Source organism: Pseudohalocynthiibacter sp. F2068, assembly GCF_023015645.1.
Classification (GTDB): Bacteria; Pseudomonadota; Alphaproteobacteria; order Rhodobacterales; family Rhodobacteraceae; genus Pseudohalocynthiibacter; species Pseudohalocynthiibacter aestuariivivens.
The window spans coordinates 153860-170876 of sequence record NZ_JALKAK010000010.1; the positions used below are offsets into that span (position 1 = coordinate 153860).

A 17017-nucleotide genomic window follows, 5' to 3' on the forward strand; every position below is an offset into this window, starting at 1 on the left:
GCGAAAGGCAATATAGTTGTATGTAAAATCTTTTTGGGTGTATGTGCAATTAATAACGAATATGGTATACACACAACCTGTCAGGTCAACGTTCGCTTGAAAACTTGAGCTGAACAGGCTGCGGTTGAACTGAGGTGCATAAATCTTTTGCGGCTACGAACAACGGGTGCGATCTGATCGAACGGGCAAAATACTACGACTGCAGGCAAGCAGTTCTTTAGTCACAGACGCAAGGTTGCTATGATTTTTAAGGTTATAAGCTGACTGGACGCTGAAGATGCTTGGCAATGTTCCCTCGGGCGGCTTGCGGGGTAGTGAACTGCTCCTCGGCGCAACGCTCCTCCTGAGAAATGTATCAGCGATACCTTCCAAACGAGATATTTAAGAACAATGTCACTGAAGAAACCGCAATTCGGGTGTCACGCAACGCTTTCAAACCTAGTCACCATGACTATCGCCGCTATGATCATGGACGCCTTCGTCTGTGCCCAAGGTTGCGGCGCAGGACCCCGAATGTTCGTCTTCCATAGTCATACATTCGCCATCGTCAGGCGTGCAGTGATATTTTTCGACTGTATCCGATAGCGTTACAATATCTCGATAGGGCTCAGAGATGTTAAGTTTCAACGTCCACTTGCCTGGCATGTCAAAGTCAATAGTAGCAATGTACATACCTGGTTCGCCGGAAGGCTCGGCGATTTTTGCGGGCATATGATGAGCCCCGGGCATTGCCGGCATGTCTGTTGTGACTTCCATCACTACACCGTTGACCGGCTCGCCGCTGCTTAGGTTTGTGATCACGAAATTATACGAATATTCAAGGCCGCTTTCGCTTCGCGTAATCTGTTTCACGAATCCTGCCGCCAATCTCTCGCGAGCCAGGGCCGGGCTTTGAGACGAGAGGACTATTAGCGAGATCGCGATCGTTAATATAAATTTCATGAGTAGACGCCTCCTTGGCTTGGTTAAAATTTAAGGTATACGCTTGGCCGATTTGGCGAGGTAGGCTGTCGTCAGTGCTGGATCTTTCTTAAGCTCGTACGCCGCGCCTTCTGCGACAATGCAACCGTTGGCAAGGACATAGCCTCGATCAGAAATATCAAGAGAATGGGTCAGATGTTGTTCGACCAAAAGAATGGAAACCCCATGCTTGGATAATTTGGAAATTTTGCGGAACATGTCTTCGACGATACGCGGTGCAAGGCCCAAAGTCGGCTCGTCCAGCATAAGCAATTTGGGGCGCGACATAAGCGCCCGCCCAATCGCGAGCATCTGCAACTGTCCACCGCTCAACGCGCGTGCGCGTTCGCTCAGCCGACTGCGCAAGTCAGGAAACCAGTCAAGAGCCAGGTCTAAGTCGGGCTTTCGTTTCGCTATTTCGGCACCGATCATCAAGTTTTCGCGGACGGAAAGATCGCCAAAGATCATCCGGCCCTCCGGAACATGAACGACTCCTCTGCGAACAGCAGTATGACCGCCTTGGCCCAGGTCTGTGCCGTCAAGCGTGATTTTCCCGGCCTTTCGTGGTGCAACGCCGGAAATCGCCATCAGGGTAGATGTCTTGCCAGCACCGTTTGGGCCAAGAAGGACAACTATTTCGCCTTGCAATACGGACAGGCTCACGTTTTGGACCGCGAGGATTGCGCCATACGCAACCGTTAATCCCTCAACTTCAAGCATCGAGACCACCGAATCCAAGATATGCGTCTCGAACCACCGGATCGGATTGCACCGTTTCCGGAGCACCGTCGGATATCACTTTCCCCCGCTCAAGCACCAGAATGCGCTCGCTCAGGGACATGACCACTTCAAGCTTATGTTCGACTATGAGCACCGCAACACCGCGTTCAGCAATATCTGCGATCGTGGCGACAAGGCTGTCAGTTTCGACCGGTGTCATCCCGGAGGCTGGCTCGTCTAACAGGAGGAATTTAGGACGGCGCGCGATTGCGCGGGCCAGTTCCAATCGTCGCAACTCACCCAGAGGCAAATCGGTCGCTTCATCAAATTGCCGGCCTTCAATCCCTACAACCGCAAGGCATTCGCATACTTCGCGTGCACTATGTCGACGGCTTCTGAGATTACTCATCAAACCTTCGGGCGAAAGTCCGGCAGCGACATTGTCGAACACAGTCATATGAGGAAACACGGCAGGCGTTTGAAAGGTTCTGGCCACCCCGAGCCGTGCAATTTCGTGCTGCCCCTGCCCTACGACGTCGCGACCAAATATCTCAATGCTGCCGGCATCCGGTTTGAGCGCACCGCAAAGAATATTGATCAGGGTAGTTTTTCCAGAACCATTCGGACCAATAAGTCCAGTAATGCCCGAACTAAAATGGGTCGAGATGCCGTCAAGCGCCTTGTTAGAGCCGAAACTCTTGCGAATTTTCGCAACCGAAATAAGAGGCGGGGCCGCGTTCATGTCCTGCCTCGCCAAACCTGTCTAGCGACCGATTGATAAACCTTGCTTGCACGTTTCGAAACCGAACGTAAGGTGCGCTCGTCTAGCAACCCGCGCGGTCGTACAATCAAAATCAATGCAACCAACGAACCGAAGACAATCATCCGATAGCCGCTGAATATACGCAAAGTTTCAAGTAACCCGATATCTATCCCAACGCCTATTAGCGGCCCCAGAGCACTTCCTAATCCCCCAATCAAACCATAGGCAAGACTGTGAACGCCCAGCATGACTCCGAAATTCATTGGATCGAGAAAAGTCATGAAATGAGCAAATAAAACGCCACCCAGGCCAGCGATACCAGCTGCAACCCCCGACACAGCAATCCTGTAGGTAAGCGGGTTCACACCCATCGCAGAGGCGATTTCGGGTCTGCCTGCGATCATTCTAAGGCGAAGGCCAAAAAAAGATCTCTCCAGAAACATGAATAAAAGAAGAATAGATACGAGTATGGCAACGACGACCAACAGATAGGCCTCGGCAGACCACTCATTGTCCAGGACATAACGAATATCACGAAATCCCTCTGGTCCTTGCGGTCCGACAGAGATGTTGTCGACCTCCACTTGCCAAAACAGATTGACCCAGATCAGGCGTGTCATTTCGGCAAAGGCAAGGGTTGCGATGGCGAAATATAGTCCCCCCAGGCGCAATGTTAAGTAGCCCACAAATGCGCCTGCAGCCCCGGCAGCAATACAGGAAACAAGAATGGCTGTTGCAAGGTTCCAGCCGAACATACTTGTCATTGCGCCACCAAAGTAGGCACCGATACCAAAATAGGCCTGTTGTCCAAAAGAAATCTGCCCGGTGATAAGAAGAAGGTAGGCACTGAGTGCCATGAACGATTGGATGCCCACCAGCGTAAGAACACTTATCAAATAACTACTCATGTCCTGTTCCGCCTTTAGTAAAACGAGTCAACAGACCGCGCGGCGCAATAACGAGAAGAACGAAAAGCAGGAAGAACGCTGTCAAATCTCTAAAATTGGTACCAAGATACCAAGTGGTCTGAGTTTCAACCACGCCCAACATCAAACCGCCCAGCACAGCACCGGTTATGGACCCGACGCCACCAATCACCATCACGATCAGCCCTTTCAATGTCGCCCAAAGGCCAAAGTTTGGGGTGATTTGATAGAGGCTAGCCGCAATAAAGTAGGCAACCAGCGCTCCTACGGCGTGAACGATAACAACAACTTTTGTCGACACCCGCGGAACATCGATCCCGACTACACGGGCTGAAGAGGCATTTTCTGCAATGGCGCGCATCTGTCTACCTGTCGCAGTTCGGTATACAAGCAACCAGATGACACTCATCAGCACTGCCGCAATACAAAATAGAAACAGATAATCTCCGCGCAGGTAGAACGGGCCGAATTTAAGCGGCTCCAATCCGATTGGATTTTCAACCGGATATCGTCTCCCCCAAGTGAACAACACAATTATTTCTTCGAAAACCATCCACAGTGTGAAAGCACTGACCATTGACGCAAGCGGGTTCTCGCTTTTCACCCAACGAAAACTAACGCGGTCAACGACAAGGCCTGCCAGGACAGCGACACTCATTGCAACGACCAACGATGCAATCAACGACGAAAATATAAAAAGGCTGAACGAGCTTCCTGCATACACACCGAACATGAGCGTCGGTCCATAGGACAAATTCAGTTGCCGCATTATTCCAAAGGTCAATGTAAACCCTAGACCAAGCAGGGCGTAAGATGACCCAAGCATGATCCCGTCTAGGCAATTTTGAACAAAATCGTTCATCCTAGAACCCTTCTTTGTCACCTCAAGATAATCAATGCGGCGGCACGAATATCGCCACATTGATTATAGCTCATTTAAGTATCGACAAGTCGTAGGGAATTTCGTACGCCGAGTTTCGCGCGCCGGACGGCCCACGTCCGTCGGGTGCTTTCACCAACAACGTAACGCTTTCTGTTCCACTGAGCCCTGACGCATCGAAATCCACGATCGCGCCAGCCGTATAGGCAATATCTCCCATGAATCCCGACGGCGATGCCTTTTGCGGCGCATCAACCAGTATCGGCTCCAGAACTGCATCCCCGACAGACATGGAAAATTCGTAGGCAAGCATAAAGTCTTCGGTTGGGCCGGACGCCGTTACAATAAACTGCAAGCCACCGACAACTTCGTCATGGGCCGCTTTGATACGCTCATCGGTGATTTCGTGTACCCGCTGCGTACCGAATTTACGCTGAAATTCCGAACGCCGCACATAATCCGCCACTGCAAGATAGCGCGTACGCAACAGAACTTCTGGGTAGCCCAGACCGAGGTTGGTCAAGTAATCCCATTGGAATGCCACGGGGTGTTGATCAAAGTTGTCTGTGCCCAACTGGACCGCCTCTCCGAGCGTATCCTGGCTTGGATTGATCATCGTTTCGGCCAGTGCAGACTGACTAGTCAGAGCAAAGGCTAGACTAAAAACTGCTGCCGACCCTAAATTTGAAATTTGCATTTTGTTTTCCTCCTGTCGATTTTTTTCACTTTGAATTTGTTGCGGTGTGATTATCCGAATGCCCGGAGCCGCGGCGAAAGATTTTTTGAGTTATCTGCTTGACCAATGCCGCGGTGACGAGACCCTGGGGACGAAACAACATGGCGAGAAGCATAGCTGTCCCAAAAATTTCGAGCCGGTACTCTTTGGTAAAGCGAACGACTTCCGGCAAAAACGTGAAAAGAAGTGCGCCGATCAATGGGCCCCAGAATGTCTGCCCGCCACCGATCACGACGTAAGCAAGTATCATGACCGTCAGTGGGATTCCAAAATCGTCGCCACTGATAAAGGTGAGCAGGTGTGCATAGAGCGATCCACCAATTGCAGCAATGGCCGCACCTGCCGAAAATGCGATGACCTTCAGAAGGTTATGTGAAAGCCCAATGCCCTGCGTGGCGATTTCATCTGCCTCGACCGCACGCAACGCATAACCAAAACGAGACCGTTCCAGGAAGAAGAAAAGGACACCCAAAATGATCACAACCAAAATCAGCGCAAACGCATATTCGCCTGGTGAAATTCCGTTATCGGTCAAGTACGTAATGTGTCGAAACCCAATCGGACCGTCTGGACCAATCCAAGGAACATCAGCAGCATCTGAACTTTGAATTGCAAGCGTGCCCTCTCGGCCGTAGTGCATGTTATGTGTAACGACGCGCACGACCTCGACAAAGGCGACTGTTGCAATCGTCAAGTACAAACCGGTCAACCTGAGAGTTGGAATTGCAATAACAAGACCGATGGCGGCACCAACCCCGGCACCAAAGAGCGTTGCGGGGATGATGTGCCAACCATAAATCGCGGTCATCGATGCACCGGCAAAGGCGCCAATTCCGAAAAATGCAGCCTGGCCGAGTGAAACCGTGCCGGTCATGAAACTTGCATAGACACTCCACGCCAGAATGACGTTTATGCAAGCGAGGCTGACGATGGTATACCAATAGTCCATTTCTTTAACCTTCTAGATTTTGTCTTCGGTCTTGGTGCCAAAGAGCCCTTGGGGCCGTATAACCAAGAGAAGGAACAGCATTCCCATCGCAATGGCATCTCTGTAGGCGAACGAGACCAGGAACGAACTTTGTAATTCAACAAATCCGAGAACTGTGCCGCCGACGATTGCACCAGGCAGGCTTCCGGCTCCGCCAAGGATCATCGTGAACAGGCCTTTCACTGTCGCCAAGCTACCAGCATATGGGTTGGCAATGTTGGAAACGAGGCCCAAGAGATAGCCAGCCGCCCCACCGAAAGCCCCTGCTATTACAAAAGCGGCTGTCAGATGGCGTAGGACGTCCACTCCCATAAGTTGGGCGACATCGTGGTCCGCCGCGATCATACGAAAGGCCAAGCCAAGTTTTGTCCGGTAGATGATTATGTATAGTATGATTACCATCACTGAAGCCACTGCCAGCGTCAGCACATAATCGAAGCGAATAAAGAGTCCGCCGACTTGAAAACTTTTCAATGTGTAGGGGTTTGGAAATCTCTCGAAATCCGTGAAATAGAGATGAAAGTAGACCTTCTGAAGGGCTTCCTCTGTGGCGATCCAAAATCCAAGCGTTGCAATCATGGGCACGAGTTCGTGTGCTCTGCGAAGTGGTCTGTAGCAAAGCCGCTCGATGATGAATCCGATCGACATACCAGCCAACATTGAAAGCCCGAACGACACCACGGGCGGCAGCTCATAAACTGTAGCCGATATCATGCCTATGAACATTCCGAATGCGACAGTCTGACCGTGCGCCAGATTTAGAATTCCCAGCAACCCCCATATCAGGGCAAAGCCGATTGCCATCAGAGCGTAAACCGAACCAAACATGATCCCATCAAGGGCAGTCTGCGTCAGGTCTAGGAAAAAGAATTCGTCGAACACGTTACTTCTCCGATAAAGTTTCGATCAGTTTTGGCCTGAAAAAGGAGGAGCCGTCGTCGTTCCATCCGGCTCCCCAAGTCAGGGAGATGGTTAGTGCTCGATGAAACCCCTCTCAGGATGCCACCAAAGCTTGAAGTCACCGTCTTTGATCTGCACGTAGACATATTCGCGCGTTATGTCGCCGGTTTCTTCAACGGTCAGTTCAAGCCCAATCGGGTTCACCCAATTTTCCATGGAAGCCAGCTGATCCCGGACTTTGCGACGGTCTTCTTCAAGTGTCTCCGGAAGGTTTTTGATACCAGCGTTCTCGATCGCCCATTTAAGAATATAGATGCCCTCATATCCAAGATATGTGAAAGCTGGCATGTACCATTCGCCGGTCCGTGCTTTGTACTCTTCGTAAAGATCCTGAACACCAGGATTCCGGAAAAACGCAGTCGACGGGAATACAACGCCTTCAACTGCTTCACCGCCCAGATCAATCATCTCGACAGCATCCGACCCGATGTGACCCATTATGTATTCAGGACGTACGCCTTGTCGCGCCATTTCCAGCATTGCGCCCACATTCGCTTGATAATGCGAGCTCAGAATGAACAGATCCGGGTCAGCACGACGCATCCGGCGAATCTGAACCGAATAATCAGTGTCGGATTCGAACCATTCTACGAATTCCGAAGGTTCCAGGTCTCGTGATTGAAGCGAGCGATCGTAACAGGCGCGCCATGCAGCAACCGAATGCGCTTCATTGGACTCAAGCCCTACGACAACGCTGTCCCAGCTACCACCACCCTTGTGCTCTTCCATCAACGCCATGAGCTGTTCGTGCTGGTCGCATTCCTTTCCCGCGTTACGGAACGCCCAAGGTGAAATTGAAGCTACACCGGCCTTCATGGACAGAAATGAAATCGACGGCACTCTAAGGCCATTGTCCGAGGGGTCATCCAGGTTTTTTTGCAGCAGACCCCACATGCTTTCTGTCACCCGGCTGTATTGGGTGCCGGAAATAGCCAGAACTCTGTCGCTGCCTTCGAGCTTCCGAAAGATGGCGATGCCCTGGTCCGGCTTCGCCTGATCGTCCTCTGAGATCAGTTCGATCATGACCCTCTCGCCGTCGATCATGATGCCGCCAGCGGCATTGATCTCGTCGACGGCGATCAACTTGCCAATGTAATTCGGCTGTCCCAAAACGGCCGCAACACCGGTGAGAGGTTCCGTACTTCCTATCCTGACAGTTACCTCATTTTGAAAAGCGGCGGCATATGTCGCTGAAAGCGCCAATCCTATACCAATTGACATCCCCGCGATCCCGTTGCGATATTTATATAGAGTTTTCATCAGGTTCCTCCCTTATTGAAAAAGTCAATTTCAAGTTAAAGTAGTTGCTTCGTTCCTATTGCTCCCCCAGATATGCATCCAGAAAATCTCTGTTTTCGAGCAAATTCTTTGCCGTGTCTTCTGCCACGACCTCTCCGACGCGGAGCACGTAAGCGTAGTCAGCAATCGCAAGGGCACCGTAGGCGTTTTGCTCAACAAGCAGGATCGTTGTACCCGATTTCTTCAGTTCAGAGAGCGTCCTGAACATCTCTTGAACAATAAGCGGCGCGAGGCCCAGAGACGGCTCGTCAAGCATCAACAGGCGCGGTCGAGCCAACTGGGCGCGCGCGATCGCAAGCATCTGCCGTTCGCCGCCGCTAAGTGTTCGAGCTTTTTGCTTCGCACGCTGACGCAGGATCGGAAAACGTTCTTCGACCTCCAGGATATCCTCTTCGATAGCGGACTTGTCATTGCGACAGAAGGCGCCGGCACGAAGGTTTTCGTTTACGGTCATATCTTCTATCAACATGCGACCTTCGGGCACATGAATGAGGCCCGTGCGGGTCACCTGATGCGCGCCCAGTTTCAATAATTCCTTACCTCCAAAAGTGATTGAACCTTGAGTTGCACCAATCAGGCCAGAGATAGTGCGCAGGATCGTGGTTTTTCCAGCACCGTTGGAACCGACCAGTGAAACGAGTTGTCCCTGCTTGACATTGAGCGAAATGCCTTTAACCGCTTTTACCTCTCCATACGAGACGTGCAGATTTTTAACCTCAAGCATCGACATCCTCCGCGGCGGTTCCCAAATAGGCCTCGATAACCTGGGGGTTGTTGCGTATTTCATCCGGTGTGCCGGTCGACAGCAATTTACCGAAGTTCAGGACGACCATTTGATCTGACAGACCAAGCGCAACGTTCATGTCGTGCTCGATAATGGCTATTGTTACGCCCGTGCGGCTAAGCCTTCGAAGGTCTTCGATCAGCTGTTTGGTCTCGACGGGGGTCAATCCTGATGCTGGTTCATCCAACAACAAAAGCTTTGGCTGTGTGGCCAGAGCACGACATATTTCAAGACGCCGCATATCGCCGAATGCAAGATCTCCAGCTTTGCTGTCTTTCTTGCCGAGCAAGTGAAAATCTGACAGCAATTGTTCTGCTTCTGCTCGCAATGATTCTTCGCGACCTCGGGAAGAGAAAAATGTTGGGAACATGAAATTCACAAGCGCGTTCTGAGCCAGCCAGACATTCTCCCAAACCGTCATTCCCCGAAACAACCGAACGCCTTGGAACGTCCGCGCAATGCCGTGATTTACAATACGGTGGGGACGGGCGCCAGTGATGTTCTTGCCGTCAAAGGTAATCCGCCCTTCTGTCGGTACCGTAAATCCCGTGATCAAATTGAAGAGTGTGGTTTTACCGGCTCCGTTTGGGCCGATGATGCCAAGGGTCTCTTTCTCACGGCAGACAAAGTCCACTCCTGAAACCGCCTCGAGACCACCAAACCGCTTCGTCAGCCCACTAATTTCTAAGAGTGCACGCCCAGACATCAGAGGTTAACTCCATCATCGGCCAAAGCAACGCGCTTTTCGGGGGAAACTTTTTCTATCCACTCGGCCTCTAGGCCCGGCTCTGGCAGAACTCTGCCATACTCGATCATCTGAGCGGCTGAAATATCCTGAATGTACATCCAGATGTCTTCTCGACCGATTGAACAAATTTCAGCAACTGCCGCCACAACCCGAGTCATTAGGCTGTTTTTCGCCTCTGCGCTGCGTCCGACTCGAATCAATCCGTTGATAAAAATGTGAGGGTGGGTATTCTGATTTCCACCGAGAAAATGGTCTTCTCCTGCACAATTTTTAAAAAAAACCTGCGCAAAAAACCCAGGTGCGCCAGTATTGTCGTGGTGCGATTCCGTTATCGCTTCTGCAACCTTTTTCTTCTGTTGAATTGACAGGAAAACCCCAACAGATGAAACAGAATATGTAGGCATTGGTTCCTCTCCCAAATTAGCATTATTTTTGACGACTGAGTTGTCCGAATGCCGTCACGATAGAGGAATTAAGTTGTATGTGCAATCAAAAAGTTGCTAGTACAACTTTATTTAGGAAATCCCATTGGCAGAGCCACAGCGAGAAGTTCAAAGCCAAAGATCGCGAAAAATGCTTAGCGATTGATTTGGCTTATAAATTCAGGCCCAAGCCAAACACATATGTTTCCGATTTCTGCTTTGAATGACGGAAACATCCGATTCTGCAACATTTGCTGGTCTGCGTGGGACATAATACACACACTGCTACGGTAAGTATATGTGCTGCGATGAGAACGCGTGGAGGCTACCGGAAGAATTGAAATATCGAGAGTACCGTGAGGCGTCACGCACTCAACAAAGGCGTGGCTGTATACGAAACATCCTTCGAACCACAATCGTAGCCAGTTATCGCCCCCCAAATAGTCATAAGCGAACATCGGGCAATACCTTTTTGAGCAACCGATTTTTCCGCTGCGCGGTCGTTCGTTTAAGAAGAGGCTAGGGACTGCTTCGAGCCAAAGTGGCGAAGCCACCTGATAACGTGAGCGTGGTTGTCGCGAGCAGTTCGATCGCGATACCTATCGCCAGCAACAACCAGTGCATTGAGACATCACCCTTTCAGTTGTTTAAAAATTCTGCGATCAACACTGGCCGCACAAAGAATCCCGCCCCAGAGCGCGCCTTGAATGCCGATACTGACCACGTCCTGCCCTGAGAGATAGAGCCCTTCGATTGGGGTTTTGGCTTGGAGCGCATCGCTCATGACGCGTTCCGGCGTCCCATCCAGCCCATAGAAGCGGCCCTCGTGGTGACCGGTGATCGCGGCCGTTGCCAACGGCGTCGAAAGCTCACGAAAGACCACCAGTTCGGCCAGATCGGAGAAGTAGGCTTTGAACAGCGCGAACATCTTGTCCTCGACCTGCTGCTTGAAAGCTTTGTACTCGGCACCCCGTGCGCCCGAGGGAAGGTCCGCCCATCGGGCGACGCTGTTCCAATCAGCCCAGACGACCATGTCGCCCGCATATTTCTGCTTGGGCCCCGGATCGTGGTTTGGATCCTTCAGAGAGCCAAATGAGACGAAAAAGCCCGGCGGATTTCCATTCGGTGCATCGGCCCAGATCGCGTCGATCTCGCCCGTTGGATAGACCCAGTGGTTTGACCGTGTCGCTCCCGCCTCTTCCACATCGCCTTCAAAGCCAAGGAACAGATCAAAATGGGCAATGGAGGCGGGCAGCGCTTGTATTTCACTGATCCAGTCTTCGGGACCGAAGCCTTCGGGCAGCAAATTGTTGAGCGTCTCGCGCGCACCGATATTGGATATGACAACGTCTGAATAGATGTTTTCACCTGTCGATGTGCGTACTCCGACGACCTTGTCGTTCTCCACCAGAAGCGTTTCAACCTTCACTCCGGCGCGGGCCTCTCCACCCGCTTCTATGATCGTCGGTATCAGATGTTCGGCAAAAGCCTTTCCACCCCCCACCGGATACCATGCGCCGCTTTCCAGATAGCAACCAAGTATCAGGGCATGCATGGCAAAGCTTGCCTTGTGGGGACGTCCCCCATGATCCCCCCATTGCGCGGTAAAGGCAGCGGCAAGGTCCGGATTTTGCGTGATGCTGTCGACAACCTCCTGTGTCGTGCGCTTGCACCATTTATCGATGGCGCGCTGGTTCCACCATTCAATCATTTGGCCGACAAAGTCCGGCATGGCGCGGGTTGAAGCCACCGTGTACATCGTTTCCCGCCCTTCCCGGAGTGCTATGGTCCATTCCTCGATCGCTTCGGCCTCATCAGGGAACCGGTCTTTCAGATCGCGCTCCTGGGCCTCGAAGGGGCGTGAAAGCGCAAGCGGCGGAGCGTCCGCGAGATGCAGGTTGTCATAAACGGCCCCCATCGATTCAAATTCCATCGGCGTGTGGGTCAGCCAGTCGAGCATACCCCGCTCCCGGTCCTCGGGGGCCATGCAGCCGAGATAATGGATCCCAACGTCCCAGGAGAAGCCCTCGCGCGAGAAACTGTGCGTCAGGCCGCCCAAAGTCTTGTACTGCTCCAGAAGCAAGACCTTGTGGCCCATCTTCGACAATGCTGCTGCCGATGTCATGCCGCCCATACCGGACCCGATAACGATGGCGTCCCAATGTTCCTGATCTGTCATTTTGATACCTCCCTAAAAGAACTCGAAAAATTGCGCGTGGCCCGCGACACAGATTCTTCCGCGCCAAAATCATGCGATGCCACAACTGTCAGGCCCGGCAGGCATTGCTTCAACCGACGCACCTTGGCGAACGAGGCACATAGAGCTTCTCTGTCACCGGTCCCTGGGACGATATCGTCCTCAAGCAAAGCCGCCTCATAAGTGAGGTCTCCCACCAGAAGGATCGGGTCCCACCCGTCTTGGCGGATCAACATGGACATGGAACCGGCCGTATGCCCCGGTGTGGGTAGCAGGATCATCGAGCCGTCGCCGACGACGTCGTGGATTCCGTCAAACCCTTCGAAGAGCGGGTCGTCGGTCGGCTCGAACGAAATTTGCCGCCACTTAGCCGCAGGGATTTCGATGTGCTCGCGTAGGGTCCACTCGCGCTCGGGATGCGGTTCCGAGAGAATTGCCCACTCTCGTGCGCTTACCAGCAAGTCGGCCTGAGGAATAAGCGCAATCCCACCAACATGATCGAAATGAAGATGAGAGATGACTGCCTTATGAATGTCACTGGAAGCGACGCCCGCGGTTGAAAGAACCCGATCAATGCGATCGGTTTCTTTGACCTGCAACCGAAATATCCTCGGCAACAGAAAGCGACCGATCGCTTGTTTGATATAGCGCTTGTCGGACATGATTGCCGGGTCGATTCCAGTATCAAACAGCACCACCCCGTCGCGGTGATCAATCAAGAAGCATTGCAGAGGCACGGGTACCCAGCTCCGACCAAGGAAGACCCACCAAAGCTGCGGCTTCCTGCTGCCGTAGCGATGCTCTTCGTGCTGCTCGGCGCTCCCGCAATTCAAAACGTGAACCGACGCAATCTGTCGATCGGCCTGGCTGGCTGGTTCGACTTTGCTAGCTTGTGAGTCAGCCATGAGCCACCCCCTCCAGAAACGTCAGTCAAAACCACCGAACCCAACTGGATAGGTCACTCAGGAAACAGTAGCTTCGATTTCCAGCCTTGCACATAAAATGTCCGGTTCAATTGACCTGCCTCAATGACCCCCGAGCGCCCCTTGGCATAAAGCCAATGACCGGGCTCACATTGCGTTCGGTTCGCAACTAGGGGGCTCGATATGAAGGGTGCCATTCTTTATGCGACCAAATACGGTACCACAGCCCAATACGCTGAGTGGATTGTGGGCAAACATCAAACGGATGAACCGGCAACAACCAAACGCCAGAGACTTACGTGTCAGTTCCCAAGCGCGGGTCATGATGTCTGAGCGGTTAACCTGAACGCAGAAATCATTCTTGGTGCGGTGGCTCAGAACTCAAACTTTGGTGCGCACAGCGATATGAGCACGCACGCACGTAAATGTAAAAAATATCACAAAACTGTGCATTGAAGCTGGAAGCCGCTATCACCAATTCCAGGTCATGGGGCGCGACTGACCCAGAAAAATTCGAAATTCAACTTAAGGAACACACCATGAAACGTATCGCATTGAGCACCGCTCTTGTCCTCTCATTTGCAGCGCCGGCTTTGGCAGAAGATGCAGCTGAGTTTAACCTTCTAATCGCATCAACTGAAAAAACTGAGAATGTCGTTCAGACGAACCACGCAGCAATGTCAGCTTCCAGTTCAAGCAACGTGAATGCACGCAGTAATGTCTTTCACGAGCCTGTTGGTCGGTAACTTACCTTCTAATTCTTGATAAATTTACGGGCGAAGGGTTCCCGGATAGGGATCCCATTTCTCTCCTCTATACTTGGTAACTTCAGCCCTGACACGTTTGATCTGGACCTTGAGTCAAGTATTCGATCTCGGTAGCTTGGAATACGCTTATCATCCGCAACAACGCAACGCGTTTCTCGCTTTTGGCAATCTGCGTCATATGCCGCGAATGCCGCAGGATCTTCGCATGTAGGAACAGCAGTTGATCGCAAAGGTCCAAGACGACCTCTTCGGCGTCCTTTGGCAGGTTCAGCGGTTCTCCAGCCACGCAGTCCTTAGCAATTTGCAGCGCGTGATAAACGCCCTGAGGCAAGACGACACCAAACTCAGCCAACTGTGCCCGTAGCATATTGATGGTTTGAGTGCGCTGTCTCACGATCAGGTCGCGCGTGCGATGAACAGCGAGTATCGCCTGTTGTTCGGGTGTCTTCACCTCAACAAATCGCATGGTGGGCCGAGTGACAGCCTCGCAAATGGCCGCAGCATCAACGGCGTCTGATTTGCCACGCTTGACGTATGGTTTCACATAAGCAGGTGGGATCAGTTTAACGTTATGACCCAGTTTGATCAGTTCACGTGCCCAGTGGTGGCTTGTTCCACAGGCCTCAATGCCGATCAGACACGGCTCAAGACGTTCAAAGAATGCCAAGACTTGTACTCGTCTCAGAGCGCGGTTGAATGCAACCTCGCCGTGGTCGTCGATACCGTGGACCTGAAAAACGTTCTTGGCCAAATCTAGGCCGATTGTTGTAACCTGCATTGGGTGGCTCCTCTCATAAGCAGTTTATGATAACTGCACTATGGCGCATTGCGACGCCGGTTGATGCAGGAGCCATCCACCCCATCCGCATAGCAGACATTTGTGCCGGCCGAGCTCTAGGTCTGCTTTCGAACAACCCGACCGTTTTCTACGGCTAATCACAACTGCAGTTGTGGGTGCGTCAAAATTGTTGATTGCACCAAACACAGAATGCTGAATTATTTTTATTCCCCCGGGCAAAGAAATACTCGCGAATCATAGAAACGGTCCTCGTTGGGACTTCAAATCCCAAAATAAAATGGGTAAATGGGGTATCGCCGGGGATATTGGCAAAAATCGAACTTCTTATTTTCGTTTAATAACAAATCGATATTCTTTTTAAATGGGTCCTCTTCTGGCATTATCCAACTGCAGTGAAGACTTCTTCTGACAAGCAAAAAGTGTGTGGGTGCTAGCATTTAAAAGCTCTTAAACTTCCCGAACAGGATATCCCTGAACCAAGACCTGATGTACTGCATGACGCTTAAAATCTTCACTGCAATTTGATTTTCCCCTGAGATACGCTGGCACGGAAGCAAGGGTCACACGACTCGTACAGAAGCGGTTTGAGATTTCACGCACTGCCTATGGCGGCGACAAAGGTGAGCTTCACTTGATGAAACTGGTAGAAGACGCCGCTGGCGTTGAATTGCAAATGGATGGAAACTGGCTACCACATTAAAAAATAATCCCTCGAGGTGTCTATTTAGCGTCAGGTTGATACCACTTCGAGTGAGCGACGGAGCGGTTAGCTTTGGAACTCTCACGTGTGAAAAGGTGGCGTTGTTGATTGAAACGGAGAGGCTCAGCAGGGTTTCAGCGCGCTCTAGTGACTCACCTCAAATCCAACGATTTTTGCAATGTGCTGCTCATATGAACTTACGGCCGCTCGCATTTCTTCTAAATAGGTATGCCGATTGTAAATTGCCGCCACCCCACTGATCGTCCCAGAAACGTGGTTAAGAAGGCGTTCTGTAACGTGGAGGGGTGTCCCAATCTTAGCGTGTTCGGTGGAGTACGTCCTCCGGAGATCGTGGTGTGTCCAATGTGGGAAATTGAGCGCTTTATCGATTCTTACCTTTGCATTGTTCCAGCCATTGTAGATTTTGTGATCTGTAGTCGGTAGAAAACGCGCTGTTAGCGGGCCAAACGGAAATGTGTGCTCATATTTGTTTTTACTTAGCGAAGCTGGAACAGTAATTGTTCCGTCCGAAATCCAGCTTGGTTGAATATTGGCTACTTCACTCTTCCTTTGGCCCGTAAGAAGCATAAGTTTCAACAAGTTAGTGTAGGGTTCATCCTCAACAACCCATAGGAGCTCAATTTCTTCGTGGCTCAAAACCCTCGATCTTTTACCGTAAACAATAGGTATGTGTATGAAAGGATTCCGTTCACAATATTCGGCTCGAATGCACCAATTAAAAAACACCCTCCAAGCGTTAACTGCATGAGGTTCTGAAATATCCACTTGTCGTTTCTCGATCTTATCTAGCTGAATATCCGACAATTTCATTAAATGGCGTCGATACTCCTTTAAAGTGTTTGGTCGAATGCGAATTGCGCAATCTTCGAAATACGCTTCGCGAACTTCAGTGAACCGGTATACCTTTTTTCGAATTGGCCTACGTGCCAAAAGTGACATTGCTTCTTTTCTTGCATCTGCGAGCGATACTTCCGGATATCGCCCAATAGTCTTCAACTGTCGATCTTTCCCATACATTACGACAAAAGATTTGGATTTTGCCGAACAGCGAATACCAAACCCCGGTAATAAGTCATCGAAGTGGGTTTTCTGCCCTCTAACCGTTAGTGGTAATTTCCTGACTGCCAAATCTGTCAACTTCATTTTAGTCTCTTTTTAGTCTCTTAAATCTCTTACGTAATGATGATAAGCTATGTTCAGCTAAGATTCTATAACCATTTGGTATATAATACATATATACAAAAGATGTTCATTTATGATAAGCTATGAATACTGCAAAATTACGCTTAGGAGGCGGTCGCTCTATCCTGCTGAGCTACGGGGCCAAACATGGGCCAATAGCGCCTTTGTCGCGGGAAAAATGTAACAATTCAACCATGTTCTTACACTTGTTATGAAATGAAAAAGGGAAGACAAGTTTGGCC

General features: G+C 51.0%; 17 protein-coding genes and 1 pseudogene. 2 read left to right on the forward strand and 16 right to left on the reverse strand.

Annotation, left to right across the window (positions count from 1 at the left end):
• Nucleotides 1-438: 438 nt before the first annotated feature.
• The 14 genes from MWU63_RS13075 to MWU63_RS13140 all read right to left on the reverse strand — a co-directional run bounded on the left by MWU63_RS13075 (nucleotide 439) and on the right by MWU63_RS13140 (nucleotide 13288).
• Nucleotides 439-942, reverse strand: coding sequence for a FixH family protein (locus tag MWU63_RS13075; RefSeq protein WP_247078203.1), 504 nt, complete (start codon nucleotides 940-942; stop codon nucleotides 439-441).
• Between the two features lie 30 nt (nucleotides 943-972).
• Nucleotides 973-1680 carry an ABC transporter ATP-binding protein gene (locus MWU63_RS13080; protein ID WP_247078224.1) on the reverse strand — a complete coding sequence of 236 codons (708 nt, stop codon included), beginning with the start codon at nucleotides 1678-1680 and terminating at the stop codon, nucleotides 973-975.
• The gene (locus tag MWU63_RS13085) at nucleotides 1673-2422 is read right to left on the reverse strand and encodes an ABC transporter ATP-binding protein (RefSeq protein ID WP_247078226.1); all 750 of its coding nucleotides are present in this window, start codon (nucleotides 2420-2422) and stop codon (nucleotides 1673-1675) included. Before MWU63_RS13085 ends, MWU63_RS13080 begins: the two co-directional genes overlap by 8 nt.
• Nucleotides 2419-3351, reverse strand: a complete 933-nt coding sequence (locus tag MWU63_RS13090) for a branched-chain amino acid ABC transporter permease (RefSeq protein WP_247078228.1) — start codon at nucleotides 3349-3351, stop codon at nucleotides 2419-2421. The genes MWU63_RS13085 and MWU63_RS13090 overlap by 4 nt, the downstream gene beginning before the upstream one ends.
• Entirely contained in the window at nucleotides 3344-4231 is an 888-nt protein-coding gene (locus tag MWU63_RS13095) for a branched-chain amino acid ABC transporter permease (protein WP_247078230.1), read from the reverse strand. The genes MWU63_RS13090 and MWU63_RS13095 overlap by 8 nt, the downstream gene beginning before the upstream one ends.
• A gap of 70 nt (nucleotides 4232-4301) precedes the next feature.
• Nucleotides 4302-4946 (reverse strand): hypothetical protein, encoded by a 645-nt coding sequence (locus MWU63_RS13100; RefSeq protein WP_247078232.1) that lies wholly within the window; start codon nucleotides 4944-4946, stop codon nucleotides 4302-4304.
• 25 nt (nucleotides 4947-4971) lie between these two features.
• Nucleotides 4972-5934 carry a branched-chain amino acid ABC transporter permease gene (locus MWU63_RS13105; RefSeq protein ID WP_247078234.1) on the reverse strand — a complete coding sequence of 321 codons (963 nt, stop codon included), beginning with the start codon at nucleotides 5932-5934 and terminating at the stop codon, nucleotides 4972-4974.
• 12 nt (nucleotides 5935-5946) lie between these two features.
• Complete coding sequence (locus MWU63_RS13110) at nucleotides 5947-6855, reverse strand: branched-chain amino acid ABC transporter permease (RefSeq protein WP_247078236.1); 909 nt, start codon at nucleotides 6853-6855, stop codon at nucleotides 5947-5949.
• Between the two features lie 90 nt (nucleotides 6856-6945).
• Nucleotides 6946-8193 (reverse strand): ABC transporter substrate-binding protein, encoded by a 1248-nt coding sequence (locus tag MWU63_RS13115; protein WP_247078238.1) that lies wholly within the window; start codon nucleotides 8191-8193, stop codon nucleotides 6946-6948.
• A gap of 55 nt (nucleotides 8194-8248) precedes the next feature.
• Nucleotides 8249-8962 carry an ABC transporter ATP-binding protein gene (locus tag MWU63_RS13120; RefSeq protein WP_348646235.1) on the reverse strand — a complete coding sequence of 238 codons (714 nt, stop codon included), beginning with the start codon at nucleotides 8960-8962 and terminating at the stop codon, nucleotides 8249-8251.
• Complete coding sequence (locus MWU63_RS13125; protein WP_247078242.1) at nucleotides 8949-9722, reverse strand: ABC transporter ATP-binding protein; 774 nt, start codon at nucleotides 9720-9722, stop codon at nucleotides 8949-8951. The genes MWU63_RS13120 and MWU63_RS13125 overlap by 14 nt, the downstream gene beginning before the upstream one ends.
• Nucleotides 9722-10168: a tautomerase family protein gene (locus tag MWU63_RS13130; protein ID WP_247078244.1), complete on the reverse strand. Its 447-nt coding sequence runs from the start codon at nucleotides 10166-10168 to the stop codon at nucleotides 9722-9724. The genes MWU63_RS13125 and MWU63_RS13130 overlap by 1 nt, the downstream gene beginning before the upstream one ends.
• Nucleotides 10169-10817: 649 nt before the next feature.
• Nucleotides 10818-12365, reverse strand: coding sequence for an NAD(P)/FAD-dependent oxidoreductase (locus MWU63_RS13135; RefSeq protein ID WP_247078246.1), 1548 nt, complete (start codon nucleotides 12363-12365; stop codon nucleotides 10818-10820).
• The gene (locus MWU63_RS13140) at nucleotides 12362-13288 is read right to left on the reverse strand and encodes an N-acyl homoserine lactonase family protein (protein WP_247078248.1); all 927 of its coding nucleotides are present in this window, start codon (nucleotides 13286-13288) and stop codon (nucleotides 12362-12364) included. Before MWU63_RS13140 ends, MWU63_RS13135 begins: the two co-directional genes overlap by 4 nt.
• A gap of 201 nt (nucleotides 13289-13489) precedes the next feature.
• Between MWU63_RS13140 and MWU63_RS13145 the strand changes: the two genes are divergently transcribed.
• Nucleotides 13490-13639 (forward strand): flavodoxin domain-containing protein, encoded by a 150-nt coding sequence (locus MWU63_RS13145; protein WP_247078250.1) that lies wholly within the window; start codon nucleotides 13490-13492, stop codon nucleotides 13637-13639.
• 206 nt (nucleotides 13640-13845) lie between these two features.
• The gene (locus tag MWU63_RS13150; RefSeq protein ID WP_247078251.1) at nucleotides 13846-14052 is read left to right on the forward strand and encodes a hypothetical protein; all 207 of its coding nucleotides are present in this window, start codon (nucleotides 13846-13848) and stop codon (nucleotides 14050-14052) included.
• 148 nt (nucleotides 14053-14200) lie between these two features.
• Here MWU63_RS13150 and MWU63_RS13155 read toward each other — a convergent pair.
• A pseudogene (locus MWU63_RS13155) lies at nucleotides 14201-14851 on the reverse strand (IS110 family transposase); the annotation flags it as partial.
• 865 nt (nucleotides 14852-15716) lie between these two features.
• Nucleotides 15717-16736, reverse strand: a complete 1020-nt coding sequence (locus MWU63_RS13160) for an integrase family protein (protein ID WP_247078252.1) — start codon at nucleotides 16734-16736, stop codon at nucleotides 15717-15719.
• Nucleotides 16737-17017 lie beyond the last annotated feature (281 nt).

What these genes read in the sequence shown, in the direction of transcription:
- MWU63_RS13115 (WP_247078238.1), bottom strand. Translation starts at nt 8,193, where the DNA reads ATGAAAACTCTATATAAATATCGCAACGGGATCGCGGGGATGTCAATT.
- MWU63_RS13150 (WP_247078251.1), top strand. Translation starts at nt 13,846, where the DNA reads ATGAAACGTATCGCATTGAGCACCGCTCTTGTCCTCTCATTTGCAGCG.
- MWU63_RS13120 (WP_348646235.1), bottom strand. Translation starts at nt 8,962, where the DNA reads ATGTCGATGCTTGAGGTTAAAAATCTGCACGTCTCGTATGGAGAGGTA.
- MWU63_RS13090 (WP_247078228.1), bottom strand. Translation starts at nt 3,351, where the DNA reads ATGAGTAGTTATTTGATAAGTGTTCTTACGCTGGTGGGCATCCAATCG.
- MWU63_RS13130 (WP_247078244.1), bottom strand. Translation starts at nt 10,168, where the DNA reads ATGCCTACATATTCTGTTTCATCTGTTGGGGTTTTCCTGTCAATTCAA.
- MWU63_RS13075 (WP_247078203.1), bottom strand. Translation starts at nt 942, where the DNA reads ATGAAATTTATATTAACGATCGCGATCTCGCTAATAGTCCTCTCGTCT.
- MWU63_RS13100 (WP_247078232.1), bottom strand. Translation starts at nt 4,946, where the DNA reads ATGCAAATTTCAAATTTAGGGTCGGCAGCAGTTTTTAGTCTAGCCTTT.
- MWU63_RS13105 (WP_247078234.1), bottom strand. Translation starts at nt 5,934, where the DNA reads ATGGACTATTGGTATACCATCGTCAGCCTCGCTTGCATAAACGTCATT.
- MWU63_RS13135 (WP_247078246.1), bottom strand. Translation starts at nt 12,365, where the DNA reads ATGACAGATCAGGAACATTGGGACGCCATCGTTATCGGGTCCGGTATG.
- MWU63_RS13095 (WP_247078230.1), bottom strand. Translation starts at nt 4,231, where the DNA reads ATGAACGATTTTGTTCAAAATTGCCTAGACGGGATCATGCTTGGGTCA.
- MWU63_RS13085 (WP_247078226.1), bottom strand. Translation starts at nt 2,422, where the DNA reads ATGAACGCGGCCCCGCCTCTTATTTCGGTTGCGAAAATTCGCAAGAGT.
- MWU63_RS13080 (WP_247078224.1), bottom strand. Translation starts at nt 1,680, where the DNA reads ATGCTTGAAGTTGAGGGATTAACGGTTGCGTATGGCGCAATCCTCGCG.
- MWU63_RS13145 (WP_247078250.1), top strand. Translation starts at nt 13,490, where the DNA reads ATGAAGGGTGCCATTCTTTATGCGACCAAATACGGTACCACAGCCCAA.
- MWU63_RS13140 (WP_247078248.1), bottom strand. Translation starts at nt 13,288, where the DNA reads ATGGCTGACTCACAAGCTAGCAAAGTCGAACCAGCCAGCCAGGCCGAT.
- MWU63_RS13160 (WP_247078252.1), bottom strand. Translation starts at nt 16,736, where the DNA reads ATGAAGTTGACAGATTTGGCAGTCAGGAAATTACCACTAACGGTTAGA.
- MWU63_RS13125 (WP_247078242.1), bottom strand. Translation starts at nt 9,722, where the DNA reads ATGTCTGGGCGTGCACTCTTAGAAATTAGTGGGCTGACGAAGCGGTTT.